The organism is Pedobacter agri, assembly GCF_032678665.1.
In the GTDB taxonomy this organism is placed as follows: domain Bacteria; phylum Bacteroidota; class Bacteroidia; order Sphingobacteriales; family Sphingobacteriaceae; genus Pedobacter; species Pedobacter agri_A.
Map to the genome: position 1 here is coordinate 21,202 of NZ_JAVTSH010000006.1, position 19,540 is coordinate 40,741.

Below are 19,540 nucleotides of genomic sequence, written 5' to 3' on the forward strand. Positions count from 1 at the left end.
TTTATATGAAAACGAAATTATTCAGCACGGTATTTTTTTCGATTTTTACTGTTTCGGCATTCGCTGCAACCATAACCGGGAGTCGCGTTGGTGCAAATGAAAAGTCATCTGGTTTTTTTGTTGAGGCTTTTTCAGCCAAAGGCAGGGTGCTATTTAAAAGTTTAAAGTTTGATCAAAACGGGAAATTCACTTTGAATTTCGCTACGAATGAGGCGCTAGTTTATTGGATTGATAACTTTCCAGTGTATGTTTTGCCAAACCAAAAGTTGGATATTGTATTACCAGCCCGTCAATCTGCAGCTTTTGTAATCGGCGGGTCAGCAGATCAGACGGCTGCAAAACCAACTATGCTTGCCGAAACCAACATTAAAGTTAATGGAAAATCTGAAATTGATAACCTTCTAATTAATGAGATTCAAGTGGCCTGGGCAGATTTGATCAAAGAAAAAAAAGCGGCGTTATCCATTAAGGAAATTGATCAGCAATATGCAAATGGGGCAAAATTGATTAGTAAATCTAAAAATCCCGGTTTGGTTTCAACTGCAAATTTCTATAATGAAATGCGTTACATGGAAGTGAAACTACAATACTTACGCAGCCATCAGCCGACCAATGTTGATAAAAGTTTCTTCAATATCATTGATGAAATTTCGTTAAATAATCCGGCTGTAAACTCACTTAAGTCTATCGGATTGAGATCGCTGGTAAGCGGTTATTATACATTTTTAAAAGTAAGCCAGGGAGCCGATATTAAGGAAGACGATTTAATTGATAATGGCTCTGTTGGTAAGATGGAACTTCTACTCCAAAAGGTAAGTAACGAAAGATTGATTAATGAGCAATTAAGTCAGAATATCATTTATCATTTATCGATTAGTGGCTGGGATACTCGTATGGATAAAATTATGGTTGCCGCAATGGAAAAAACAACTGATTCTGAAGTAAGGAAAAACCTCAACGATTTACGCGAAAAGTACAGTAAGGTTTCTAAAAGTGCAGTAGCTCCGGATTTTTCTATTCCTGATGCAATTGGGAAAATGGTAAACTTAAGCGATTTTAAAGGTAAGGTCGTGGCTATTGATGTTTGGGCAACCTGGTGTATTCCTTGCATGCACTCCTTGCCATATTTTTTAAAACTTCGTGATAAATATAAGCACAATCCGAATGTTGTATTCGTTTCCATTTCTACTGATAATTCAAAATCGAAAGATAAATGGCTTACATTTCTTAAATCGAAAGATATGAATGGGGTTGAACTTCATGCGGGCGACGAAAAGTCATCGGCTTTTGAAAAAGCCTATAATATTACCGGAATTCCGAGATATGTTCTGATTGATCAAGAGGGGAAAATTATTGAAGATCATGCGCCACAAGCATCAGAACCTGAATTTGAAAAGTTAATTGAAACAGCCCTAAAATCTAAATAAGCTCCTAAGATTTACTAAGAACCAAAATCATCAAAAATGAAAAAATTAACAGGCCTTTTTGGGGTCTTCATGCTACCGCTTTGCCTTTTTGCACAGCAAGGTAGGGGTTTGTCAGGTGCGAAGAAGAAAGATTTGTTTACGCATCATCCTCAAAACTGGCACATGCTTTCTTTTGCTAAAGATAGTGTTTATGGCATTGAGGCCAATAAAGCCTATGCAGAAATTCTGAATGGGAAAACGTCTAAAAAGGTTCTCGTAGCAGTAATTGATGCGGGTGTGGATATTAACCATGAGGATTTAAAGTCTATCGTCTGGACGAATAAAAAAGAAATTCCGGGTAATGGAATTGATGATGATGGCAATGGTTACATCGATGATATTCATGGCTGGAATTTTTTAGGCAGCGCCGATGGAAAAACAAATATCGAATTTGCGACCAGCGAAGATGACCGTGAATATGTACGATTAAGTAAGGTTTATGAGCATACCGATACTACAAAGCTAAATGCGGCTGATAAAAAATATTTCAACCTGGTTAAGCGCAAATCTGCATTGGCACAATCTATACGCTCTTTGGAAGGTGCGAAGAACCTCGCTTCGAAAGTAGATTCTATCGATCGTTACTTTAGAAAAACCTTCCCAAATAAAGTGGTTACCATACAAACGTTGTATGATACAAGACCTGAATTTGAGAAGGACAAAGAGCTGGGCCTGATGTATGAGCTGTTGAAAATGAGGGCACAGGCCAATAAATATAGTCCTGATTTGCCTATAAATGTGGTGTATAAATTAGCACCTTTCATGGTTTCCAGTTCAGAAAATAACCTTCAATCGCAATATGTTTCCTCCTTAAAAGATGGAAGAGCCGTTGTAATGACTGGTTTAAAACCTGGTCAGAATTGGGGAAACAATCAATTGAGTTTTAAAAATTCAGACCATGGAACACATGTGGCAGGGGCAATTGCTGCAATTCGGGGCAATGGCGTTGGAATGGATGGCATTGCAGATCATGTAGAAATTATGCCAATCAGAGTGGTTGTGCCGCAAGGCGATGAATATGATGAAGATGTTGCAAAAGCCATCCGCTATGCGGTAGATAACGGTGCAACCGTGATTAATATGAGTTTTGGTAAACGGGTTTCTCCAAAAAAACAACTGGTAGATGATGCCATTAAATACGCAGAGAAAAAAGATGTATTAATTATTCGCGGTGGAGGTAATTTCACTGAAGATACTGATCAATTTGTTTTTTATCCGTCGCAATTTTACAATAATGGTAAAGCGGCAACCAATGTCATTACCGTTGGTGCAACAAGTCCGTTTGGCGAAATTATGGGCTTCTCTAACTATGGAAAAAAGTCGGTAGATCTTTTTGCGCCTGGTTTTGATGTGTATTCAACAGGAATTGATAACACTTATTCAGGAATGCATGGAACCAGTATGGCATCGCCTGTAGTTTGCGGCGTAGCAACGCTTTTACGCTCTTATTACCCGAAATTATCTGCGGCAGAAGTAAAAAATATACTCATGCAAACAGTAACCATCGTACCTGAAGAATGGCAAGGCAAACAAAAGTTACAGAATATCTCGGTTTCCGGTGGAATAGTTAACGCTTATCAGGCATTAAAACTGGCCTATCAACAATCACAATCAACTAAATAAGATGAAGAAGTTAATTTTTATAGGCTTATGCGTTGTGGCCAACACAGTTTTCGCACAGCAAGAACCAAGTGATCTTCAAATCAAATATGCTTTGCAACTTTTCGGGAAAAACCTTAAAAGGCATAATGTAAAAGATATTGCTGCGGTTTTGGATGAAACTTTTCATATCGCTGAATATCGTGATCGCGATTTAACCAATGTTTTACCGCAAGTAATCAATCCTGTGGTTTTGGATACCGTTTACTATGATACTATTGTTAAGCGTAATAATAGAATTTACGCACAGCAAACCGCAGTTCCTAAAAATGGCCCGAAAATGATTTCCTGGGTACGGATGAACAAATTTTTGATGTTCGATCGTATTGGTCATTTCGAGCAATTGATGGGTTTGGTTGATCCTGTCGGCCAAGAATTGCAACCTGCGAAACTACTTGCTAAAACATCAATTTTCCGTTCATCATCTTTAATGTTTGTTGATGTGAAAATTAAAGGGAGCAATGATATTTATCACTTTTTGTTTGATAGCGGAGCAGGGGCAACATCTCTAAGCGAGGTTTTGGCAAACAAGCTTGGCTTAAAAGTAAATCAAAAGGCGATCGACATTAAAACAGCCGGAAAAGGTGGCCAGTTTAAAACGATTGATACGCTTGAATTAAGTGTTGCAGGAATTAAAATTCGAGGCAATCAACTTGTGGTGGCAGATTTGAGCGGATTGCAAAAGGTTATTGGCCGACAAATTGATGGTATTATTGGTTTTGATATGTTAAAAGATTATCAGGTGGCTATTGATCTGGATAACAATGAAATGAGTATTTATAATTTCGGTTACTTTGAAAATGAGCTAAATAAAGTGCCTATTAAACTAACCAATAATATTCCTAAAATTGAAGTTAATTTGAAGGTAGACGGATTGGATTATAAAACACGAATGCTTTTTGATACAGGGGCAGGCGGGGCAATTTCAGGGAATTATTTTTTGAATGCTTACACAAATGGTTTGGATGAAAAATTAAAAAACAAAATGGCATCAGCTTCAATGGATTTAAGCGGTAACGTTAGTAAATCTGAAATGGGAACAATTGATGCCATTACCCTTGCCGGCTCAACGCTGAAAAATCCTGCCTTGTCTTTGGATCTGCCTAAAGAACAATCTCCTTATGGTTTCGATCGACATGGTTTATTGGGCATGTCATTGCTGGGAAAATTCAATTTCAGATTCAACTATAATTTAGGTTATATTCAAATGTCGCCTAATAAATCATTTTCAGTTCCAATGATTCCATTGTATGCTTTAGGCTTAGGTTTCGAGCAAAATGGATCGAAGTTTATTGCCAAACATGTTGATGAAAAAGGCCTGGCGTATAAAGCAGGATTAAGGGCTGGCGATGAACTAATTTCCATCAATCAGATTAATCCCAATTCTGTGGATGAGATTACACAACAATTAAGGAATCTTGCTAAAAATAAAGTTCCGTTGGAAATTAATCGTAACCAACAAAAGGTAAAAATCGAATTGAAAAAGTTTCAAATTTAAGTATAACAAAGGGCTTTCTGATCTAACGGGAAGCCTTTTTGTTATTGTGCTTTATTACCTTGTTTACAAATTCTAGCCACAATAAATCGCATATTCTCAGTAAGCGAATTGTCTATCAATTTAATGTAGGTCGCTTTAACGTTTTTAAGAAATGAATATCTCATTATTTAGGATTCGACAAGTTGACTAGTCCTAAAGTGAGTTGACACTTATTTCAGGACTGGTCAATTGAAACAAAAAAAGCCCATCTTTCGATGAGCTTTTATTCAGTAGCGGGGAGCAGGATCGAACTGCCGACCTCAGGGTTATGAATGACGCCTTGTACGGCATTTCATCCTGTTGGACAGTTACTTAACGACAGTGAGCAAGTGTTTGAGTCACTTTAAGATTCAAACAATGTTTACAGAACCAAAGATCGTTTCAAATGATCAACTCAAGTCAAGGGCGTATATTATTTATTATTACAATGGTATTCGTTATCGTGAATATAATGGTAAGCGACTAAACTTAGATTTAAATCCGAACTACTGCACAAACTTAAACGATAAGAATAGACTTCTAACAACCCTCCAGTATGAATTTAAGAGAGCATTAAATTCGGGATGGTCTCCGTTGCAAGATTTATCTCGTCAACGTACTAAGTTTGTAGATGGCATGAAAGTGGTGCTTGATGATAAGCTCAGTTCAGAATACAGTAGGACATATAAAAGAGATTTAGAGACTGTGTACAAACAGCTCATTGCATTTCTCCCTAAACACTTATTAAATAACACCGTTGCAGATATTGATCGGTCTCACTTTGAGAAGTTCTTAAACCAATTTAAAAGCTCCAACCGTCACTATATGAACAAACGAAGATCACTGTCTGTATTCTTTACAGGGATGATTAAAAAAGGTTTCACAACTGTAAACCCGGCATTAGATACTGATAGACTTAAGGTGAAGTCCGTACTACATGAGCCATATAGCCCGACCGAGTTAAAGGAAATCTTAAACTATTTGAAGATTCATTATCCAAACTTGTACTTGTGTTGCTTGATGACCTATGGTTGTCTTCTTCGCCCACACCAAGAAATTCGGTTGCTAAAGAAAAGGCATTTTGATTATGAGCTTACACGCATTACTCTTTCAGGTAAAGAGAACAAGAGTGGTCGCATCAGATCAACTTTTGTTCCCCTATATGTTAAGCTAGAGCTAGAATCTAGATTAATCAATATAGATAACGGTGACGTAAACATTTTTACTCTTGATGAGGTGCCATTTAATGATGATTACTTCAAGACCCAGTGGTCGCGAGCTAAAACTGAAATGTTGAAGATCAGACTGATCCGCAAGGGACAGACAATCTATTCGTTTCGCCATTCAGGTGCAATCGCTGTATATAGGAAAACGAAAGACATTCATATTTTACAGCAAGTTCTACAACATTCCGATATGGCTGTAACATTAAATTATTTAAGAGGGTTAGGGGAGGTATCTGATGAGAGGTTAAGGGATGTGCTACCTGAGCTGTAGCAAATGGAAATAGCTTGGGCGATTAGCCCATGCTATATCTACATCATACCATCATCAGCAAAACTATAATAACTGTTTTCACTTATAATGATGTGATCGAATATTGTAATCTCCAATAACTTCCCACACTCAACCAGTCGTTTCGTCAACTTGATATCAGCTTCACTTGGTCTAAGCGATCCACTCGGATGATTATGGGTGAGTATCAAACTCGACGCATTGCCTTTTAAAGCGATAGCAAACACTACCTTAGGATCAACATAAGTACCACTAACCCCACCCATTGAAACATTTACAACTCCTAACACTCGGTTACTTCTGTTAAGCAGCACAACCTTGAACTCTTCTAGGAAGTTAATTCTACCTAAATCCCATTGTTGCTTTATAAGGTTATACATCTGTTCAGATGAGCTTATCTGTGGACGCTCATAGATGTTGTAATCTGGTTTGTAGCTTACTTGCACTTCAGCTACTTTAAACTGTTCTTGTACCATAGTTGTATCTATTTAAATATGGCACATGTACCAAGCTTTCAACTCAACTAAGTCAAGACAGCAACGGAATAAATAGCCTGTGTTGTGGGTACTTGAGCGTTTATGCCGGAATTTCTTGAAACGTGTTGAGGTGACAAGCTTAAATTTGTGTGTTATTGTATAGATACACCCAATCCTTACTTCCCAACATCCAACTTTTAATCTATTTCTTTCTTTTAAGGGAAAGGTTTAAGTTTTGGATATTTTCATATTTGATCAAAGAACAAACATTGTTAGATAGGTCGTTTATTATAGTAGTTACACAATAGATTCAGTTATCCAATCATATCCAATTAGTTCGTACTTTTCGCGAACTGTTTCCCAAATAAAGCTAGTCTCTAGAGACTCCTTAAATTCTCCGTTAGAATAAAACAGAATTATATCCAACTTCATATCGCGTAGTACAGCAAAGGCACTTTTTAATGGCATACTTAATGTTAATCTCCCTATGCTCAGACTCTCTTTAGAATATATAGCGTTGACTCCTGAATACGACAACTTCAATTTATCTGATAGATATGTGTGAGTCATATTTGTTAAATGATTAGGGTTAGGGGTGTTGAAAGTCACCTCTCTATCAGCAATCTTAGAGATATAAACATTAAGTTTATACAATGATTCTACAACTACTCCAGAATTCATAACTAGGAAGTCAAATTCTAATTCCAATCCTTTATCTCCCGTAGTGATCTTGGTATAATATGTGTCAAATGTTAACTCTGATTTTGCTTTCCTCCCATAGCTTTGGCGTACTTCATATTCCTCCATGGGTACCGACATGAAGTTATATCTCTTGTAGTATCTATTATCTTTACTTAAATGTGGTGCATCATAGCTGTATGGGATTTTAACGACATAGACGCTTTTCTTCATATCTCCATCAATCCTTATTGGATAAATCTTCACATCTGAAATACGACGCTGTACATATGAACTGATAACTTGCTCTATCCATTCCTTAGTGAATTCATTACCATCTATAAAAGAAAATTCAGATGCAACATGGTCAACTTCCTTTATACCATAGACGATTATTCCACCATCGGAATTGGCAAAGGATGCAACATCTTTCGAAAGCTCCATTCTCTTTTTATCATTCTTTTCTAACGATCCAGCACTTTTAAAGTCAAGATAAATAGATTCTTCTACTTGATTATCTATCAGCGCCTGAATATCTTCAATGGTATAATCTTCCTTATCGTAAAAGCTTTTCATTATGATTTATTAAAAGGGTAAATCATCATCTTCATCTGGTGCACTAACTATTTGAAGCGTGATATAGTCATCTCGCCATTCATCTTTCGTTAATACCCTCAGTTTGTTATCAACAAATAAATGAGCCTTTACTGATAATGTTGTATTTATGTTATTCCGATCTGAGTACCAATTAAACTCTTCGCTTTGGGGATGGGGGTCTTCCTCATGTTTATAGCCATATGCTCTAACTAATGCATCCAATTCTTCCCATGTTGTAAAATAAACTCTGAAAGATATCCTCAATAATGATTTGATTTGAAGCATAGCCGGATGACCACTAAGTAGTATTTCGTTGATAGCACTATCTTTATCTCTCTTCTCTTCTGTAAGAAACTTCACAAGCTGATTTAGGGTTTTAGCCGTATCTTCTACGCCCTTGATTATATTAATCTCTTTAATTCTCGTTTGCTCTTGTAGAAAACGTTGAAATAATCCTGCCCATTGCTCCTTTAGAAAATTAACTATATCCATCGAAGTCTCAAATGGATGTATAGTATTGTTATTTGGGAGTGCTTCCACAAACTCTATGAACTCATGGATTTTTATGTTATCTGCATAAGTATAGTTTATGTTTTCATTGCCCTTATTACTAAGGTAGAAACGATACTCACTATATACCCCTTTATCAATAAAGATGTAGACTTGCTTATTTAATTCGTAAGCTGTTTTTAGTTCTGTTTGAGAGATTGAATCTGGCGATGACTTGCTGGATGTTCCAAAGCGACCACCAACGATTGCAACAAGTATATCAACGTTGCTAATCTCTTTATAACAGTAATCTTCAAGCTTGGTTTCTTTACCATAAGGGATATTTCCGTGTTCATTTAGAACAGGGTCATACCCTTGTTCCCGTATGAATCTCTCTAAATCAGCCCTAACCTGCTGAAGATCAAAGAATGTTGAACTTAGGAATACTCTTGGTTTTGCCATATAAAGTGATTGTTATTCAGGTGTTAAAATTTATGTTTAGTGCTATAGATGCACAATTATCTCCATTGATTAGCTCTCTACTTTATAAATCGTCTTTAGCTTTGGCTCTTATGATAGCTCCATTGATTTTATCGAAGTAGGCTAGCTTAACAAAACAATTAATTACACTGTTATGCTCGATTGAAACTTCTATATCGCCTTTCTCCGTTTCCCAAGTTGTATAGTATTTACATCTATCGAACTTAACCTCGTACATTTTAGCATTATCATCTTTGTCATCGCTATTGGAGTCTCCAAACTTTTCGACAACTATAGTTGGCTTTCCATACTTTTCGGTCAGCAACTCTTTCAGACTACTATAATTACTATATAGCGTTGACCATGTTTCCCTATCAGGAAATACCACAGCTATTTGGTGTACCAAGTCTTTTTGTTTAAGTGTTGACACACCGACTGTACAGCTTTTATAACCTGCGAAATCTCCTTTCAGAATTGCTGTACCATCTTTAGTTGCCAGATGAGTGAAGCCATTCTCTTTCATCTTAAGTGTATAATCTATTAAAGTACCTGTTATTGGTACGCCTTTAAAAGTTAAGTGTTGTGAAGATGGCTTTTGACCGAATGTCATTACTGATACCATCAGCATAATCACAACTACTAAAGTTGACTTTAAAGAAAAGGTATATCGTTTCATTGAGCGTTTAAATTAATCGAGAGATTTGGTCAAGCAAATATAACAGATTGAGTGATGATTGCAAGCCAATCAATCTATCATATCAATATCCAAGATTTTGTACTAAACTTTACTTTGAGGGGGAGGTTTCTTTTTTTGAATATGCTCTACTACTGTATTTCTCGATGTTGTATTTATAAGGTAAATAGCATTCTAATACAACTGTTTACCTTTTATAACAACAAGCAGGTGCGCACATTTTTATATCTAGGGGGTTAATAAGACAGATATGATTACAAAAAGTGCAGTTCATGCTGTTCGCTGATAATGATTATCTCTTTAAGCCAGTCCTAATTTCACAACAAGATACGCCAAGCAACAAACCGACAGGAACATGCTGAACAAGGATAGTCTTGTTTGTGAATCAATCTTGGCTCCATAACTATCACGTTCTGCATTTGTCCATTGTTGTTCATTTGCTGCAAACCTATGAATACCCATCTGCCTGACATCAACATAAATCATAAGAGCCATTACCAACACAGGAAATACGGTTGTCCATAACGGTAAGATAGGTAACTCGCTTGGATAAGAGCCCAGTAAGAGATACGCAGCAATCAACCCGTTATTGAAGTTAAATACTTTATCATGTATGCGGTCAAAGGTGTTTTGTATTTGATTAGTTGCATTCTCTACCCTAGCATCTGATCTATCAAACAACTTGTTTGATTCAGCGAATAGCTCCTGAGTTTCTTGCCTCGCATTGATCGCTTTCAGTGAGTTGCTGATTTCCTCTAGCAGCCTTAATTCTTCGTTATTCATAAAATACCCTAGATAAAGTAGTCATCCATTTTGATAGTCAACTTGTCATCTGGGATATTTAGCACCTCCCTATAATAGGTCAACCAGAAACATAATATTTGATTGGCAACATCCACAAATTTCATCTTGACACAATTCTCCATTTCTAGAATCAATGAATCTCCTCCGAAAGCATTACTAAAAGCTCCAGTAAATATACTTCCTTGCTTTCTTACTACACTCAAGTTTGATTTAGGATTTGAAAGATACCTGTGTTTATTGGTGTTTGTGATATCATGCATCATCTCAAGATAAGGACATTTAGAATATAATGTCTTCCTAAACTCTTCCAACTGTTTGCTTGATGGTTTTGGATTTGTTTCTTTCAATACCCATTCAATCAAGTGCCATGCTGCGCTTGCAAATGCTAATGCTCGTTGTGAAGATGTATCATTACTTTCATAATGATTGTGTAGTTTAATTAGCTCTTTGAACTGCTGAATGTGATTTGTCGCGTTACCTATTATCATTGACCTAATATAGTTAGGGTAATCACATAACTAAAGTTATATTTATCCACATAACAAGTTAAGTATTAAACATCATCGTCACTTTTCAGCGGTAGGAGCAATTCTGAATCATTGTTTGGTTTCTTGAATGTAGAAATGTCATTAACACGCTTGCTTACTTTAAAGTGCTTCATCAACTTCCCTCTGCCGATAAGGGTTAGCTCGTAAACACAAGGATAGCGTTTGTTATACATTTTGTTTATACCTTTGGTTAAACATAGTGGATAAAAAATAAATCATGTGCATACCCGTAGAATCAATGTTAGGCTAGTTAATACCTAATCTTCCGGCACTAAATCTATCATCGAAGAAATTAATTTTGCTGTGAACAAATGATGTGGCATTGCTTTTAGCGGATTGTTGCAACTCAGCACAAAGAGTTTTCTGTCCATTCGCACCTAATTTCTCCCAGAGAGCTGGCGCAAAGAATGTATTCTCAGCGCAAGTGATTAAAATTGATGAGATAGCCTTCTCCAATTGTACAGGATACAAATCAACTAGCTCATCCATGAAATGGATTGCCTTGATATCATCAGGAAAGCATGCTAGGATTATTATTGTTTTATCGTGATCTGGTAGGATAGTAAGCATTATTTGGGAAAAGGGAATTGTAGGGTCTCCATGATTGTTCATTGGACTGTTTCTATAACTATATGGCGGGCTTATTATTGATGAGCATGCGAGTGGAAACTTTCTGGGCAGAGTCAATGTAAAATATTCCAAGCCACTGTAATCTTTAAGTTCTAACAAATCATCCATCTTCTGTTTATATATCTCAATTTCTTTCACAGCAACTTTAGCACCACCAATCATTCCGAACAAAACGAAAGGAGGAATTAATCTCGTATAAGCAGATTTAGTCGAGTATGCTTTCAACTCTTCTTTCTTTCGGTGGTAGCTATGAGCAAATGATCTGTAAGAATGCATAAAGCAATGGTAATCGCTATCATCAAATTGGTGATTTTCAATCGCAGCAAATAATGTTGAGTCATGAAAATCACAGAACCCAAAGAATGTTGAAGCTTCAGCTTTACCAATTGGTCTTAACGAACTAAACAAGTTACGATCATCCGAAACCATTTCGGTAAACGTGTATATTGATTGGTTTCCATTTACATCACCCTCAATAATAGATAGCCTTCCATTTCGTTGAATGCTATGGGATTGTTTGATATTACCATTACAGGAATCTTTATCGTGGCAGAAACACTCAGCGATTTTCCCACTCCTCCTATATTCTTTCATGACCTCCCGAAATCTCTGTTGGGTTGTTTTATTGTGCTGTTTCATTTTTAATGATCTACTTTGGATATTAAATAATTAATGAACGCACTGCAAGTTATAAGCATAAACTTTGCATCCTCCTGTTTAACTTGTGATTGCTCGATCAATTTGTGTCTAATTCCCTCGGCGTCGCTAGTCCATCCATAAAGAATTGAAAAGGCACTTTTAAGAGTGCTATGTATGGTATTGAATTTCTCTAATTCTGCAAGTGCTTGCCCTAAAGTAGCTTTTGGTTTGCCAGTTATGATGCTTGCTATAGATTCTACAGAACTGATCGATTCCTTGATGGAGTTTCGATAATCTGGCTTCAATCGATCTGTCAACAACTCTAATGCTCTTTTAAGATGCTGTGATACAGGCAGAAACTTCGATTCAATTCCAATGGCTGACTCAATAGTTTCTAACTCCTCATCTGACGTGATGTCAACAATTAATCCGTTCAAGAATCTGTAGCCAGCTAAGTGTCTTTTGAGGACTTCATTTACGTCATCGAAGAACGCATCGTTGACGCTTGTATTGTATTCGTCTGGAAATGCATTAGGTATGTCCTCCAAGAGATCGTACATTTCATACCAAACAGCGTTGACAATGGTATCCTTTACTTTCGCAACAACTGTAACTAAATGCCTTGGCAGCTCATCGACTCTATTCCCATAATGATTAATCCATATATTCTCTAGATGCTGATGAATAACTGCATCCCGATCATAATAAAATGGGTCTGACCAATAATGAGCAATGATAGTATTCCAAAGTTGATTTCTAAGCAACTCATCAGCAGAGTCAACTTGAAATATAGATCTAATAGGCTTAATGCCCTTACGTTGAGAGAATGATGGCATAGGTAATGTTAATATAAACTCTGCAAGTTAATAATCTAATACTAGTTAGACAAATTATGCTCACCGCATGCGAACTGAGAAAATGTGTGAGAATTAGCAGTTGCGGAGCAACGGAATTCGATCTATGTTTTAACACAAGCGTAAGCGCAGCATTTTCGATTACGCAGGTGAGCAAGACTAGGAATGCGAGTGGGCTTATCCAGGATGAAGCGTAGCAAATCCTAGATAAGAACAGAGAAAGCATTCATGAGGTGACTGCTTTGCCAAAATTAAAACCATGAAAGTGCAAAGCACTGGCGTGTGTTTTAAGTGGCATTAACCTCACCGAATACCGATCTTCCTAATCATATTAGCACTGTCCGCTGATATGTGTTACAAGCTGAAAAGTGTCCGCAGTTAGCTTATAAGAATGCAGTACAGAAGTCAAACCACAAAATCAATGAACACTCATCCTCATTCACTGCCTAAGCCACCCTTTTGTGATTGAGGATAGAGTGGAATGAAATGAGAATCGCGATAAACAGCTTACGAAGGTAACTGTATAAGCTCAACTTTGTGGGTGGAATTGCATTAGCTTACCATCCTTACCTATTCTAAAAGTATAATAATTGCCGTTATAATAAAAACCTTGTTCGTGGTACTTACGAAACTCTTTTCCTTGTTTCAAAGTTGATTCTATATCGTCTCTGTTCTGCTCTAGGACTATTTTGATTAATCTGAGTACATCCTTATACATATATTGGAATTTTGTGCCGTTAGAGTTCGTCGAAACAGCAATATGAAACGACCGGTAATGACGGAGCATGATGTGTATAAAGCGATCAAAGTCCCAGAAAACGGCAATTGTAAAACCATGTAGAACTAATACTTCATCTTCAAACCTCAAAGTGACTTTTAACAGCTCATTATATTCATCTGGAAAATCGGCTTCGAATTTCTGAAGTTGATCGTTTGAGATACCTAGCTGCCTCCGTATAATGGTGATACGCTGTGACTTTCTTTTACTAATCTTTTTCTTTAATTCGTGGTATTCCAAAGGTGTAATACTTTTTATACCCGTTGCTAGATATTGTCTATACTTTGCACCTAAAATAATAAATTCAGCTTCGTCGTATATCTTTCCTGTACTAGGATTAATAAGTTCTGAAGGGATAGAACCATAGCCATTTAGAATATAAACAAGACAATTAAAGTGTATTATTTCAAATGGTATCAGCGGAGTGCCGGACTTCAGCCTTGACCTGTACAAATGTAATTCCATCTGGTACAGGCTGATCCAATCTTCACGTCTATCTTCTAAATCAATAGTTATTGTGTTGGGGATTTCTTTTATGGCAGCTTCTTGTTTAAACACCTTGGGTTGCGTACCGCCAACAATGTAGAAATTTGATACGTCACTTGTATTAAAGCCCTCATTAAGCAATTGTTGCTTAATCTCTTTATTCGTCGAGCCTGTATCTAGTTTAACGCATCCTTCCGTCATTGCAATTGCATCACATTCCAGTAGTGCATCTAGACGCTTACGTTCTTTTGGTGTATAAACTACAATGCCGTGTGCATGCCCCCCATATTTCTTTGCAGCTTCAGAATCGCGATGAAAGTCGAATGAACAGTATGCATCATATTGACCTGCATTCAGGTAAATAGTTTCGATTGAGAGATTTAATTTTTCCATTGTCTAAGTATAATAAAAAAGAGCCACATTGCTATGGCTCTCGGTCTGCTGATATAAAATTATTTACCGTAGATTAGAATGCATTGCCACCTACTTTACCAAACTTTGATATGATTCGAGCAGTATCTGGATGGTTGTTAAATGTATCACGCGATCCGTTTTCAGAGAGTATAATCTTTTGATAAACACTGCTTTCAGTATCGTAGATGTAAATTGCATTAGTCCATCTACCCATGTCAGTAGAACCACTTTCATGCCCTCCCAGAGAAGATTTTAATAACGCTGACAACAAGTCCTTGTCCAGTTTATGTATGCCTAGAAGGCTTGATAATGAAAATGCAGGCTTGCAATTTTTTAGATTACGAAACAGGTCAGCAGCTGTAATGTAGCTAGTTGCACAGTCTTCTCTGGGGGTCAATGGTATTGGCGGATTTTTGTTACCGCCGATGTGAATATCATCTTTCCATTCTGGAGGATTGTTATACTTGAACTTGCGACCAGTTGGATCAACAAAGAAGCCACGGTGGATGTGCGAGCGTGCAATAGTGATGTATTCACTTTGATAAAGATATGGCAACCTCTCTATGGTGATGTGTTTTATTTGATCTTGCTTTGCCATGAATGCATTTCAGTTGTTAATTTGAAAATGATGATTACTGTGTAAACTTGTAAAGAAACAAGGTGGTTAGCATGCTTTGAGCATCAATAGTAATGGCAAGACTACAAACAAAAGTAATCCACCAAGTATGATGACACCCATGATACCGCCACCAACTGCTCCCTCGGTTTTCTTTCCACTATCACTAGCAATGGACACCACGATAGCTCCGACTATGATAAAGGTAATAATGACTACTATAATTCCCATGCTACTTGATTATTGATTTGTCAATTGTATCATCACTGTAGCGAACGTAGTCGATATTGACTCTCTTGGGCTCATCTGTAGCACCTGGATTAAGTTGAGGTATTAAAAAGATATCTCTCATTTTAGATCCTCGTGGTAAGTTGACAACTCTAGTTATTCGTGTAGTAGATTGATCCATTAAGTATCTGGAAGTAGAAGTTTCCTCCCAACCAGACATATCAGCCATTAAGAATTTATAAACGATGTGCGTCACTTTCTTATTGAGCCTGTTGTTGAGATCAATGATAATCAATGGTCGCAACTGTTCGTCATAAGTAATTTTGGAAGCCTGTATTAGTTTCTGCGCATTGGCTGTGTTGGTAAATGCGAAGACAATCAACGTTATTGGTATAAGTAGTATCTTCATTTTATTCAACATGCTTTTGTAAAAAGAAGTAAGTGAGTTGTTTACGCATTAGCCAATTGAGCATAGCCATCCTGTGAGCATGGTTTTGGGGCTTGTTAGGGTTTCCCCTAGCCATTTTGCCATCTTCACCAATACCTAGATCACTGTTTGAAGCTGTACCAGCATATTTGGTATTGGTGATTTTATTGTAATAGACATCCCAACTATAAGTTCCTTGGCAAGCCATCGTACGCCATGAGGAATAGCTCAGCGACCATATTTCAAAATCTCTGTCTTTGGCATTGTTGGTTGATATCAGCTCCTTAAATGCATACCCAAACACATCGTTAAGTTGCTTCTCTTCAATAAAATAGTTCTGTTTGTCAATGATAAATCTGTACTTACAGTCGTTGGGTTTGGATAAGAGTGCTAGGGTAGTAAACCAAAGCATGATTGAGAGTTTCATGTAATTCTTGACTGATCTATCCCTAATCAGTATGTTGATAAACACAATAAGCGTTGGGACATAGTTATATCTGAAACTGGAGGCCCTAGGAGACCAAGTGAACAGACAAACCAAGCCCAACGCATATCGCGTGGGCATTAGTTCAATTCTGTCTTGTTTCACTTTTGAAATTTCCTAGGTTTCCAGTTACAAGATGAATAGCTAACGCTTATATCTTAGTTATATATGTAGTCGTTTTAAATTGTTGTTATATCTCTATAGTTAAGTTGAACCGTAAAGATAATAAGCAGAATGAATATAGGTGCAAATCTACACCCATATTTTTTATTTACGCTGCCTCTTTCTCAACTGTACCAATGCTAACGTAACCAGTTTCCCCTTCAACAATCCTGCGATAGTAGAAATTATGCAACTGATCAGCAGGTAGATAATTTACTCTCAGTGCATATTCAATACCAATTGTATTGTCGTTCGATTGGGTAAGTTGGTAGCACTCTCTTAAAAGATTGTTGGTAAGCATGCTACCGAACTTCTCAATTGCCTCATGGCCAAGGTCAATGAAAATGTAAAACTTTCCATCCTTTGGACTCATTGATAAGGTAATGTTCCAATGATAACAGATAAACTCTTTCACTAGGTTTGTGTTCTGTTCATTCTTGGTATGATCCATTAGGGCGAACGTTCTGAACTTTGCAATGTCAAATCGCTTTAGAAGATTGGTAGCAGCATCTACCATTAGGGTGTAAGCCTTTTCGACTTCTTTGTTTACTTGTTGCACGTCTTCTGTAATTGCAACGTACTGTGTCTTTGGTGCTTTCGCTCTAGCTTGTGTTTTCATTGTTGTAAGAATTAAAAAGTATGTAAATAGAAAAGGGCATCCTGTTTAGAATGCCCTGTAGGTTATTAGATAGTAAAGTGTAAACTTTTAAAAGATAAGGATGGAGCTTGTTTAAAGCAATGTGATGAAGCGTTCTGGCTGAACCTGTAAAGTTCTGTTATGATATTTTAAATAGCCTGTAGCTATTTTAAATGGCACCAATTGATCTGCTATTGCAAGTGTTTGAATCAAACTGATAAGCTGTACTTCATAGGTGCAATTGCAAAAGTGGTATTCGATTTTATAATTGTTCCACATATCGCACTTTAACGCAAAGTAGGACTGTGCAGTCTGAATGCAATGGAGCATTTCAATGTTCAATGGATGTACTTTGTAATTGATCTCAATGCAAACCCGATTTGCTTTGATCGGCTGCTGGCTTGCATGTTGCTTAACATGCTTTACTAGAATATGAAACATCCTTTCTGTAAGCGGATTGCTCTTGCGTTGCATTTCAGTTCCACGCTTGGCCGCTCTATGATGGTTCTTGTAAACGGATTGCTTGCTTGACCATTGTTCTTCATTGATCCTGACCTGATCAGGTAGCTTGTTTCGTTCTTGCGGATGTAAAATGAATTGCATTTTTGATTTCTTAAAAGTTAAAACTTTGTAAATTCGGAGGTAGAGAAAAAGTGTTTTATCCTGTGATAGAAGTCTTTTTTTAACTTTTTATTTCCCTCGACATGGAGCATCGGGGCTATTGTCCTACCAGTCAGCTAGAGGGGGGCATTCTCGATTTTTTGATGTTGGCACTATTCCTGCAGAGTGACATTGGTAAGGTGTTAACTTTTATAAAAGCAGGATATTCTGAAGATTCAAACTGCCTTACATAAGCCAACCCTCATATATTATTGAACTTGCGTTTCTAAGTATGGGGGGCTACTTGTGCAGATGGCATTCTAAAATTTTTATTTTTAATATCAGCCTTCTATTGCTACTTTTATACAAATGGCAGCTTCACTCTATTATACTATTAAAGTATGGCTTACCAGTATCATCATAGGTACGTTTGCTCTATGGTCAACGATGATTATCTTTTCTCCGGCGAAGGATGCTCCTTGGGGTGAGTTGCCTTTGTTCTTATTATTAACTCTTGTGATCGCAGCATTGATTTCATTTCCTGCATCAATGGTATTCTTTGTGGCAACCTATCTACTTAAAAGTAAAGATATCACTCCATTACTTTCAATGATTGTAATCAGTTTGATTGCTGTTACGGCTTGCTTCATAACATTTGCCTTGATAGCCAGATCAGATCATAACTCAGTTTACGAAAGAGGCAACTTCACTTTAATACTTTGCTACAGCTTACCAATTCCTCTTTGCGTTTGGTTATACAGATTGGAAGTCTAACTTATCATCAAGTGTGCGTGAGGTAAAAAAAGGATATAGCCAGTTACCTCACACGTACTCTATCTATACAGACTATTACATGGTATAATTAGAGTATGCGAGAGGTAACTTTTGCTTTGACCTCCTTCAGAAATTCCGTATCTTTATGTACCACCCAATTAGATCGACCTACTCTAAAGATCTACACTCATACGCCATTATTGTGGTGTTGAGGTCTTAATGATAATGAATGATGAATAATGAAATACAACGATGGACAGTTCGTCTGTCTACCTCAAATACTCAACCTGAAAGAGAATGGTTTGAAGTATACTGACATACTGGTTTATGTCGCACTTAGATCCTTTGATAAACTGGACGGATGCTTTCCAATGTATGAAACTATTGCAGAGAGAGCAAACTGCTCCAGAGATTATGTTATAAAAGCTGTGAATCGTCTGAAAGCAGTTGAATTTATAACAGTCATGCCCTCTGCCAAACGAACGGAACAGTGTAAAAGCCCAATTAATAAATATGAGTTTAAGGAGTATTATATGTTTGAAAGAATACACTATAGCATCTTCGATGCAGACTTAAACTTACACGACAAGGCAATGATTCTTAACCTTAGACAATTCTTTGCATTCGAGATGATAAAGCCCTTTTACACTTTAAAGCAAATAGCCAAAGAGCTAGGTTTAACTTATAAAGTTGTAACTCAAAGAGTCAACTCTCTGATTCGAAAAGGATACATGGAACGCACTATTAGTACTTACAAGAAACGCAAGCCACAGAAGAAATACAAGTTCACAGATAAGATGGAATGGATATGGAACTACAGTAAGTTCGATAGATCATTTATTAAAACAGATGTGAAGCTCATTGTTGGATGAGCTTACACATTTTATTT

Annotated in this window: 20 protein-coding genes; 6 read left to right on the forward strand and 14 right to left on the reverse strand. The window is 37.0% G+C overall.

The genetic code is table 11. The features are described from left to right. Positions 1–5 precede the first annotated feature (5 nt). From R2Q70_RS13360 to R2Q70_RS13375, 4 genes are all read left to right on the forward strand, one after another. On the forward strand, positions 6–1,427 hold the full coding sequence (locus R2Q70_RS13360; protein WP_316808070.1) for a TlpA disulfide reductase family protein: 1,422 nt from the start codon (positions 6–8) through the stop codon (positions 1,425–1,427). Between the two features lie 36 nt (positions 1,428–1,463). After that, on the forward strand, positions 1,464–3,089 hold the full coding sequence (locus R2Q70_RS13365; protein WP_316808071.1) for a S8 family serine peptidase: 1,626 nt from the start codon (positions 1,464–1,466) through the stop codon (positions 3,087–3,089). A gap of 1 nt (position 3,090) precedes the next feature. Further along, on the forward strand, positions 3,091–4,623 hold the full coding sequence (locus tag R2Q70_RS13370) for an aspartyl protease family protein (RefSeq protein ID WP_316808072.1): 1,533 nt from the start codon (positions 3,091–3,093) through the stop codon (positions 4,621–4,623). A gap of 396 nt (positions 4,624–5,019) precedes the next feature. Then, positions 5,020–6,138: a site-specific integrase gene (locus tag R2Q70_RS13375; protein WP_316808073.1), complete on the forward strand. Its 1,119-nt coding sequence runs from the start codon at positions 5,020–5,022 to the stop codon at positions 6,136–6,138. Between the two features lie 38 nt (positions 6,139–6,176). On the opposite strand, the gene R2Q70_RS13380 is transcribed toward R2Q70_RS13375, so the two are convergent. The 14 genes from R2Q70_RS13380 to R2Q70_RS13445 form a co-directional block, all read right to left on the reverse strand. Then, the gene (locus tag R2Q70_RS13380) at positions 6,177–6,602 is read right to left on the reverse strand and encodes a JAB domain-containing protein (RefSeq protein WP_316808074.1); all 426 of its coding nucleotides are present in this window, start codon (positions 6,600–6,602) and stop codon (positions 6,177–6,179) included. A gap of 327 nt (positions 6,603–6,929) precedes the next feature. Further along, positions 6,930–7,886, reverse strand: coding sequence for an ATP-binding protein (locus R2Q70_RS13385; protein WP_316808075.1), 957 nt, complete (start codon positions 7,884–7,886; stop codon positions 6,930–6,932). A 9-nt stretch (positions 7,887–7,895) separates the two neighbouring features. Further along, positions 7,896–8,858: a DUF4062 domain-containing protein gene (locus R2Q70_RS13390; RefSeq protein ID WP_316808076.1), complete on the reverse strand. Its 963-nt coding sequence runs from the start codon at positions 8,856–8,858 to the stop codon at positions 7,896–7,898. An 82-nt stretch (positions 8,859–8,940) separates the two neighbouring features. Further along, a complete protein-coding gene (locus R2Q70_RS13395) occupies positions 8,941–9,552 on the reverse strand; it encodes a hypothetical protein (RefSeq protein ID WP_316808077.1) in 612 nt (203 codons plus the stop codon). Positions 9,553–9,870: 318 nt separating this feature from the next. After that, positions 9,871–10,353, reverse strand: a complete 483-nt coding sequence (locus R2Q70_RS13400; RefSeq protein ID WP_316808078.1) for a hypothetical protein — start codon at positions 10,351–10,353, stop codon at positions 9,871–9,873. An 8-nt stretch (positions 10,354–10,361) separates the two neighbouring features. Further along, positions 10,362–10,862, reverse strand: a complete 501-nt coding sequence (locus tag R2Q70_RS13405; RefSeq protein ID WP_316808079.1) for a hypothetical protein — start codon at positions 10,860–10,862, stop codon at positions 10,362–10,364. A gap of 306 nt (positions 10,863–11,168) precedes the next feature. Next, positions 11,169–12,191 (reverse strand): hypothetical protein, encoded by a 1,023-nt coding sequence (locus R2Q70_RS13410; protein WP_316808080.1) that lies wholly within the window; start codon positions 12,189–12,191, stop codon positions 11,169–11,171. A 2-nt stretch (positions 12,192–12,193) separates the two neighbouring features. Continuing rightward, positions 12,194–13,027 (reverse strand): AbiJ-NTD4 domain-containing protein, encoded by an 834-nt coding sequence (locus R2Q70_RS13415; RefSeq protein WP_316808081.1) that lies wholly within the window; start codon positions 13,025–13,027, stop codon positions 12,194–12,196. 547 nt (positions 13,028–13,574) lie between these two features. Then, positions 13,575–14,702 (reverse strand): hypothetical protein, encoded by a 1,128-nt coding sequence (locus R2Q70_RS13420; RefSeq protein ID WP_316808082.1) that lies wholly within the window; start codon positions 14,700–14,702, stop codon positions 13,575–13,577. 73 nt (positions 14,703–14,775) lie between these two features. Next, entirely contained in the window at positions 14,776–15,321 is a 546-nt protein-coding gene (locus tag R2Q70_RS13425) for a hypothetical protein (protein WP_316808083.1), read from the reverse strand. 66 nt (positions 15,322–15,387) lie between these two features. Continuing rightward, complete coding sequence (locus tag R2Q70_RS13430) at positions 15,388–15,570, reverse strand: hypothetical protein (RefSeq protein ID WP_316808084.1); 183 nt, start codon at positions 15,568–15,570, stop codon at positions 15,388–15,390. A 407-nt stretch (positions 15,571–15,977) separates the two neighbouring features. Continuing rightward, positions 15,978–16,421 carry a hypothetical protein gene (locus R2Q70_RS13435; RefSeq protein WP_316808085.1) on the reverse strand — a complete coding sequence of 148 codons (444 nt, stop codon included), beginning with the start codon at positions 16,419–16,421 and terminating at the stop codon, positions 15,978–15,980. A 328-nt stretch (positions 16,422–16,749) separates the two neighbouring features. Continuing rightward, complete coding sequence (locus tag R2Q70_RS13440) at positions 16,750–17,259, reverse strand: hypothetical protein (RefSeq protein ID WP_316808086.1); 510 nt, start codon at positions 17,257–17,259, stop codon at positions 16,750–16,752. A 111-nt stretch (positions 17,260–17,370) separates the two neighbouring features. Beyond that, entirely contained in the window at positions 17,371–17,880 is a 510-nt protein-coding gene (locus R2Q70_RS13445; protein WP_316808087.1) for a hypothetical protein, read from the reverse strand. Between the two features lie 366 nt (positions 17,881–18,246). Here R2Q70_RS13445 and R2Q70_RS13450 point away from each other — a divergent pair, with 366 nt between their 5' ends. Continuing rightward, positions 18,247–18,651, forward strand: coding sequence for a hypothetical protein (locus tag R2Q70_RS13450; protein ID WP_316808088.1), 405 nt, complete (start codon positions 18,247–18,249; stop codon positions 18,649–18,651). Positions 18,652–18,890: 239 nt separating this feature from the next. After that, positions 18,891–19,523: a helix-turn-helix domain-containing protein gene (locus R2Q70_RS13455; protein WP_316808089.1), complete on the forward strand. Its 633-nt coding sequence runs from the start codon at positions 18,891–18,893 to the stop codon at positions 19,521–19,523. Positions 19,524–19,540 lie beyond the last annotated feature (17 nt).

What these genes read in the sequence shown, in the direction of transcription:
- R2Q70_RS13390 (WP_316808076.1), bottom strand. Translation starts at nt 8,858, where the DNA reads ATGGCAAAACCAAGAGTATTCCTAAGTTCAACATTCTTTGATCTTCAG.
- R2Q70_RS13435 (WP_316808085.1), bottom strand. Translation starts at nt 16,421, where the DNA reads ATGAAACTCTCAATCATGCTTTGGTTTACTACCCTAGCACTCTTATCC.
- R2Q70_RS13430 (WP_316808084.1), bottom strand. Translation starts at nt 15,570, where the DNA reads ATGGGAATTATAGTAGTCATTATTACCTTTATCATAGTCGGAGCTATC.
- R2Q70_RS13405 (WP_316808079.1), bottom strand. Translation starts at nt 10,862, where the DNA reads ATGATAATAGGTAACGCGACAAATCACATTCAGCAGTTCAAAGAGCTA.
- R2Q70_RS13410 (WP_316808080.1), bottom strand. Translation starts at nt 12,191, where the DNA reads ATGAAACAGCACAATAAAACAACCCAACAGAGATTTCGGGAGGTCATG.
- R2Q70_RS13375 (WP_316808073.1), top strand. Translation starts at nt 5,020, where the DNA reads ATGTTTACAGAACCAAAGATCGTTTCAAATGATCAACTCAAGTCAAGG.
- R2Q70_RS13365 (WP_316808071.1), top strand. Translation starts at nt 1,464, where the DNA reads ATGAAAAAATTAACAGGCCTTTTTGGGGTCTTCATGCTACCGCTTTGC.
- R2Q70_RS13415 (WP_316808081.1), bottom strand. Translation starts at nt 13,027, where the DNA reads ATGCCATCATTCTCTCAACGTAAGGGCATTAAGCCTATTAGATCTATA.
- R2Q70_RS13440 (WP_316808086.1), bottom strand. Translation starts at nt 17,259, where the DNA reads ATGAAAACACAAGCTAGAGCGAAAGCACCAAAGACACAGTACGTTGCA.
- R2Q70_RS13400 (WP_316808078.1), bottom strand. Translation starts at nt 10,353, where the DNA reads ATGAATAACGAAGAATTAAGGCTGCTAGAGGAAATCAGCAACTCACTG.
- R2Q70_RS13445 (WP_316808087.1), bottom strand. Translation starts at nt 17,880, where the DNA reads ATGCAATTCATTTTACATCCGCAAGAACGAAACAAGCTACCTGATCAG.
- R2Q70_RS13370 (WP_316808072.1), top strand. Translation starts at nt 3,091, where the DNA reads ATGAAGAAGTTAATTTTTATAGGCTTATGCGTTGTGGCCAACACAGTT.
- R2Q70_RS13420 (WP_316808082.1), bottom strand. Translation starts at nt 14,702, where the DNA reads ATGGAAAAATTAAATCTCTCAATCGAAACTATTTACCTGAATGCAGGT.
- R2Q70_RS13455 (WP_316808089.1), top strand. Translation starts at nt 18,891, where the DNA reads ATGAAATACAACGATGGACAGTTCGTCTGTCTACCTCAAATACTCAAC.
- R2Q70_RS13360 (WP_316808070.1), top strand. Translation starts at nt 6, where the DNA reads ATGAAAACGAAATTATTCAGCACGGTATTTTTTTCGATTTTTACTGTT.
- R2Q70_RS13450 (WP_316808088.1), top strand. Translation starts at nt 18,247, where the DNA reads ATGGCAGCTTCACTCTATTATACTATTAAAGTATGGCTTACCAGTATC.
- R2Q70_RS13395 (WP_316808077.1), bottom strand. Translation starts at nt 9,552, where the DNA reads ATGAAACGATATACCTTTTCTTTAAAGTCAACTTTAGTAGTTGTGATT.
- R2Q70_RS13425 (WP_316808083.1), bottom strand. Translation starts at nt 15,321, where the DNA reads ATGGCAAAGCAAGATCAAATAAAACACATCACCATAGAGAGGTTGCCA.
- R2Q70_RS13385 (WP_316808075.1), bottom strand. Translation starts at nt 7,886, where the DNA reads ATGAAAAGCTTTTACGATAAGGAAGATTATACCATTGAAGATATTCAG.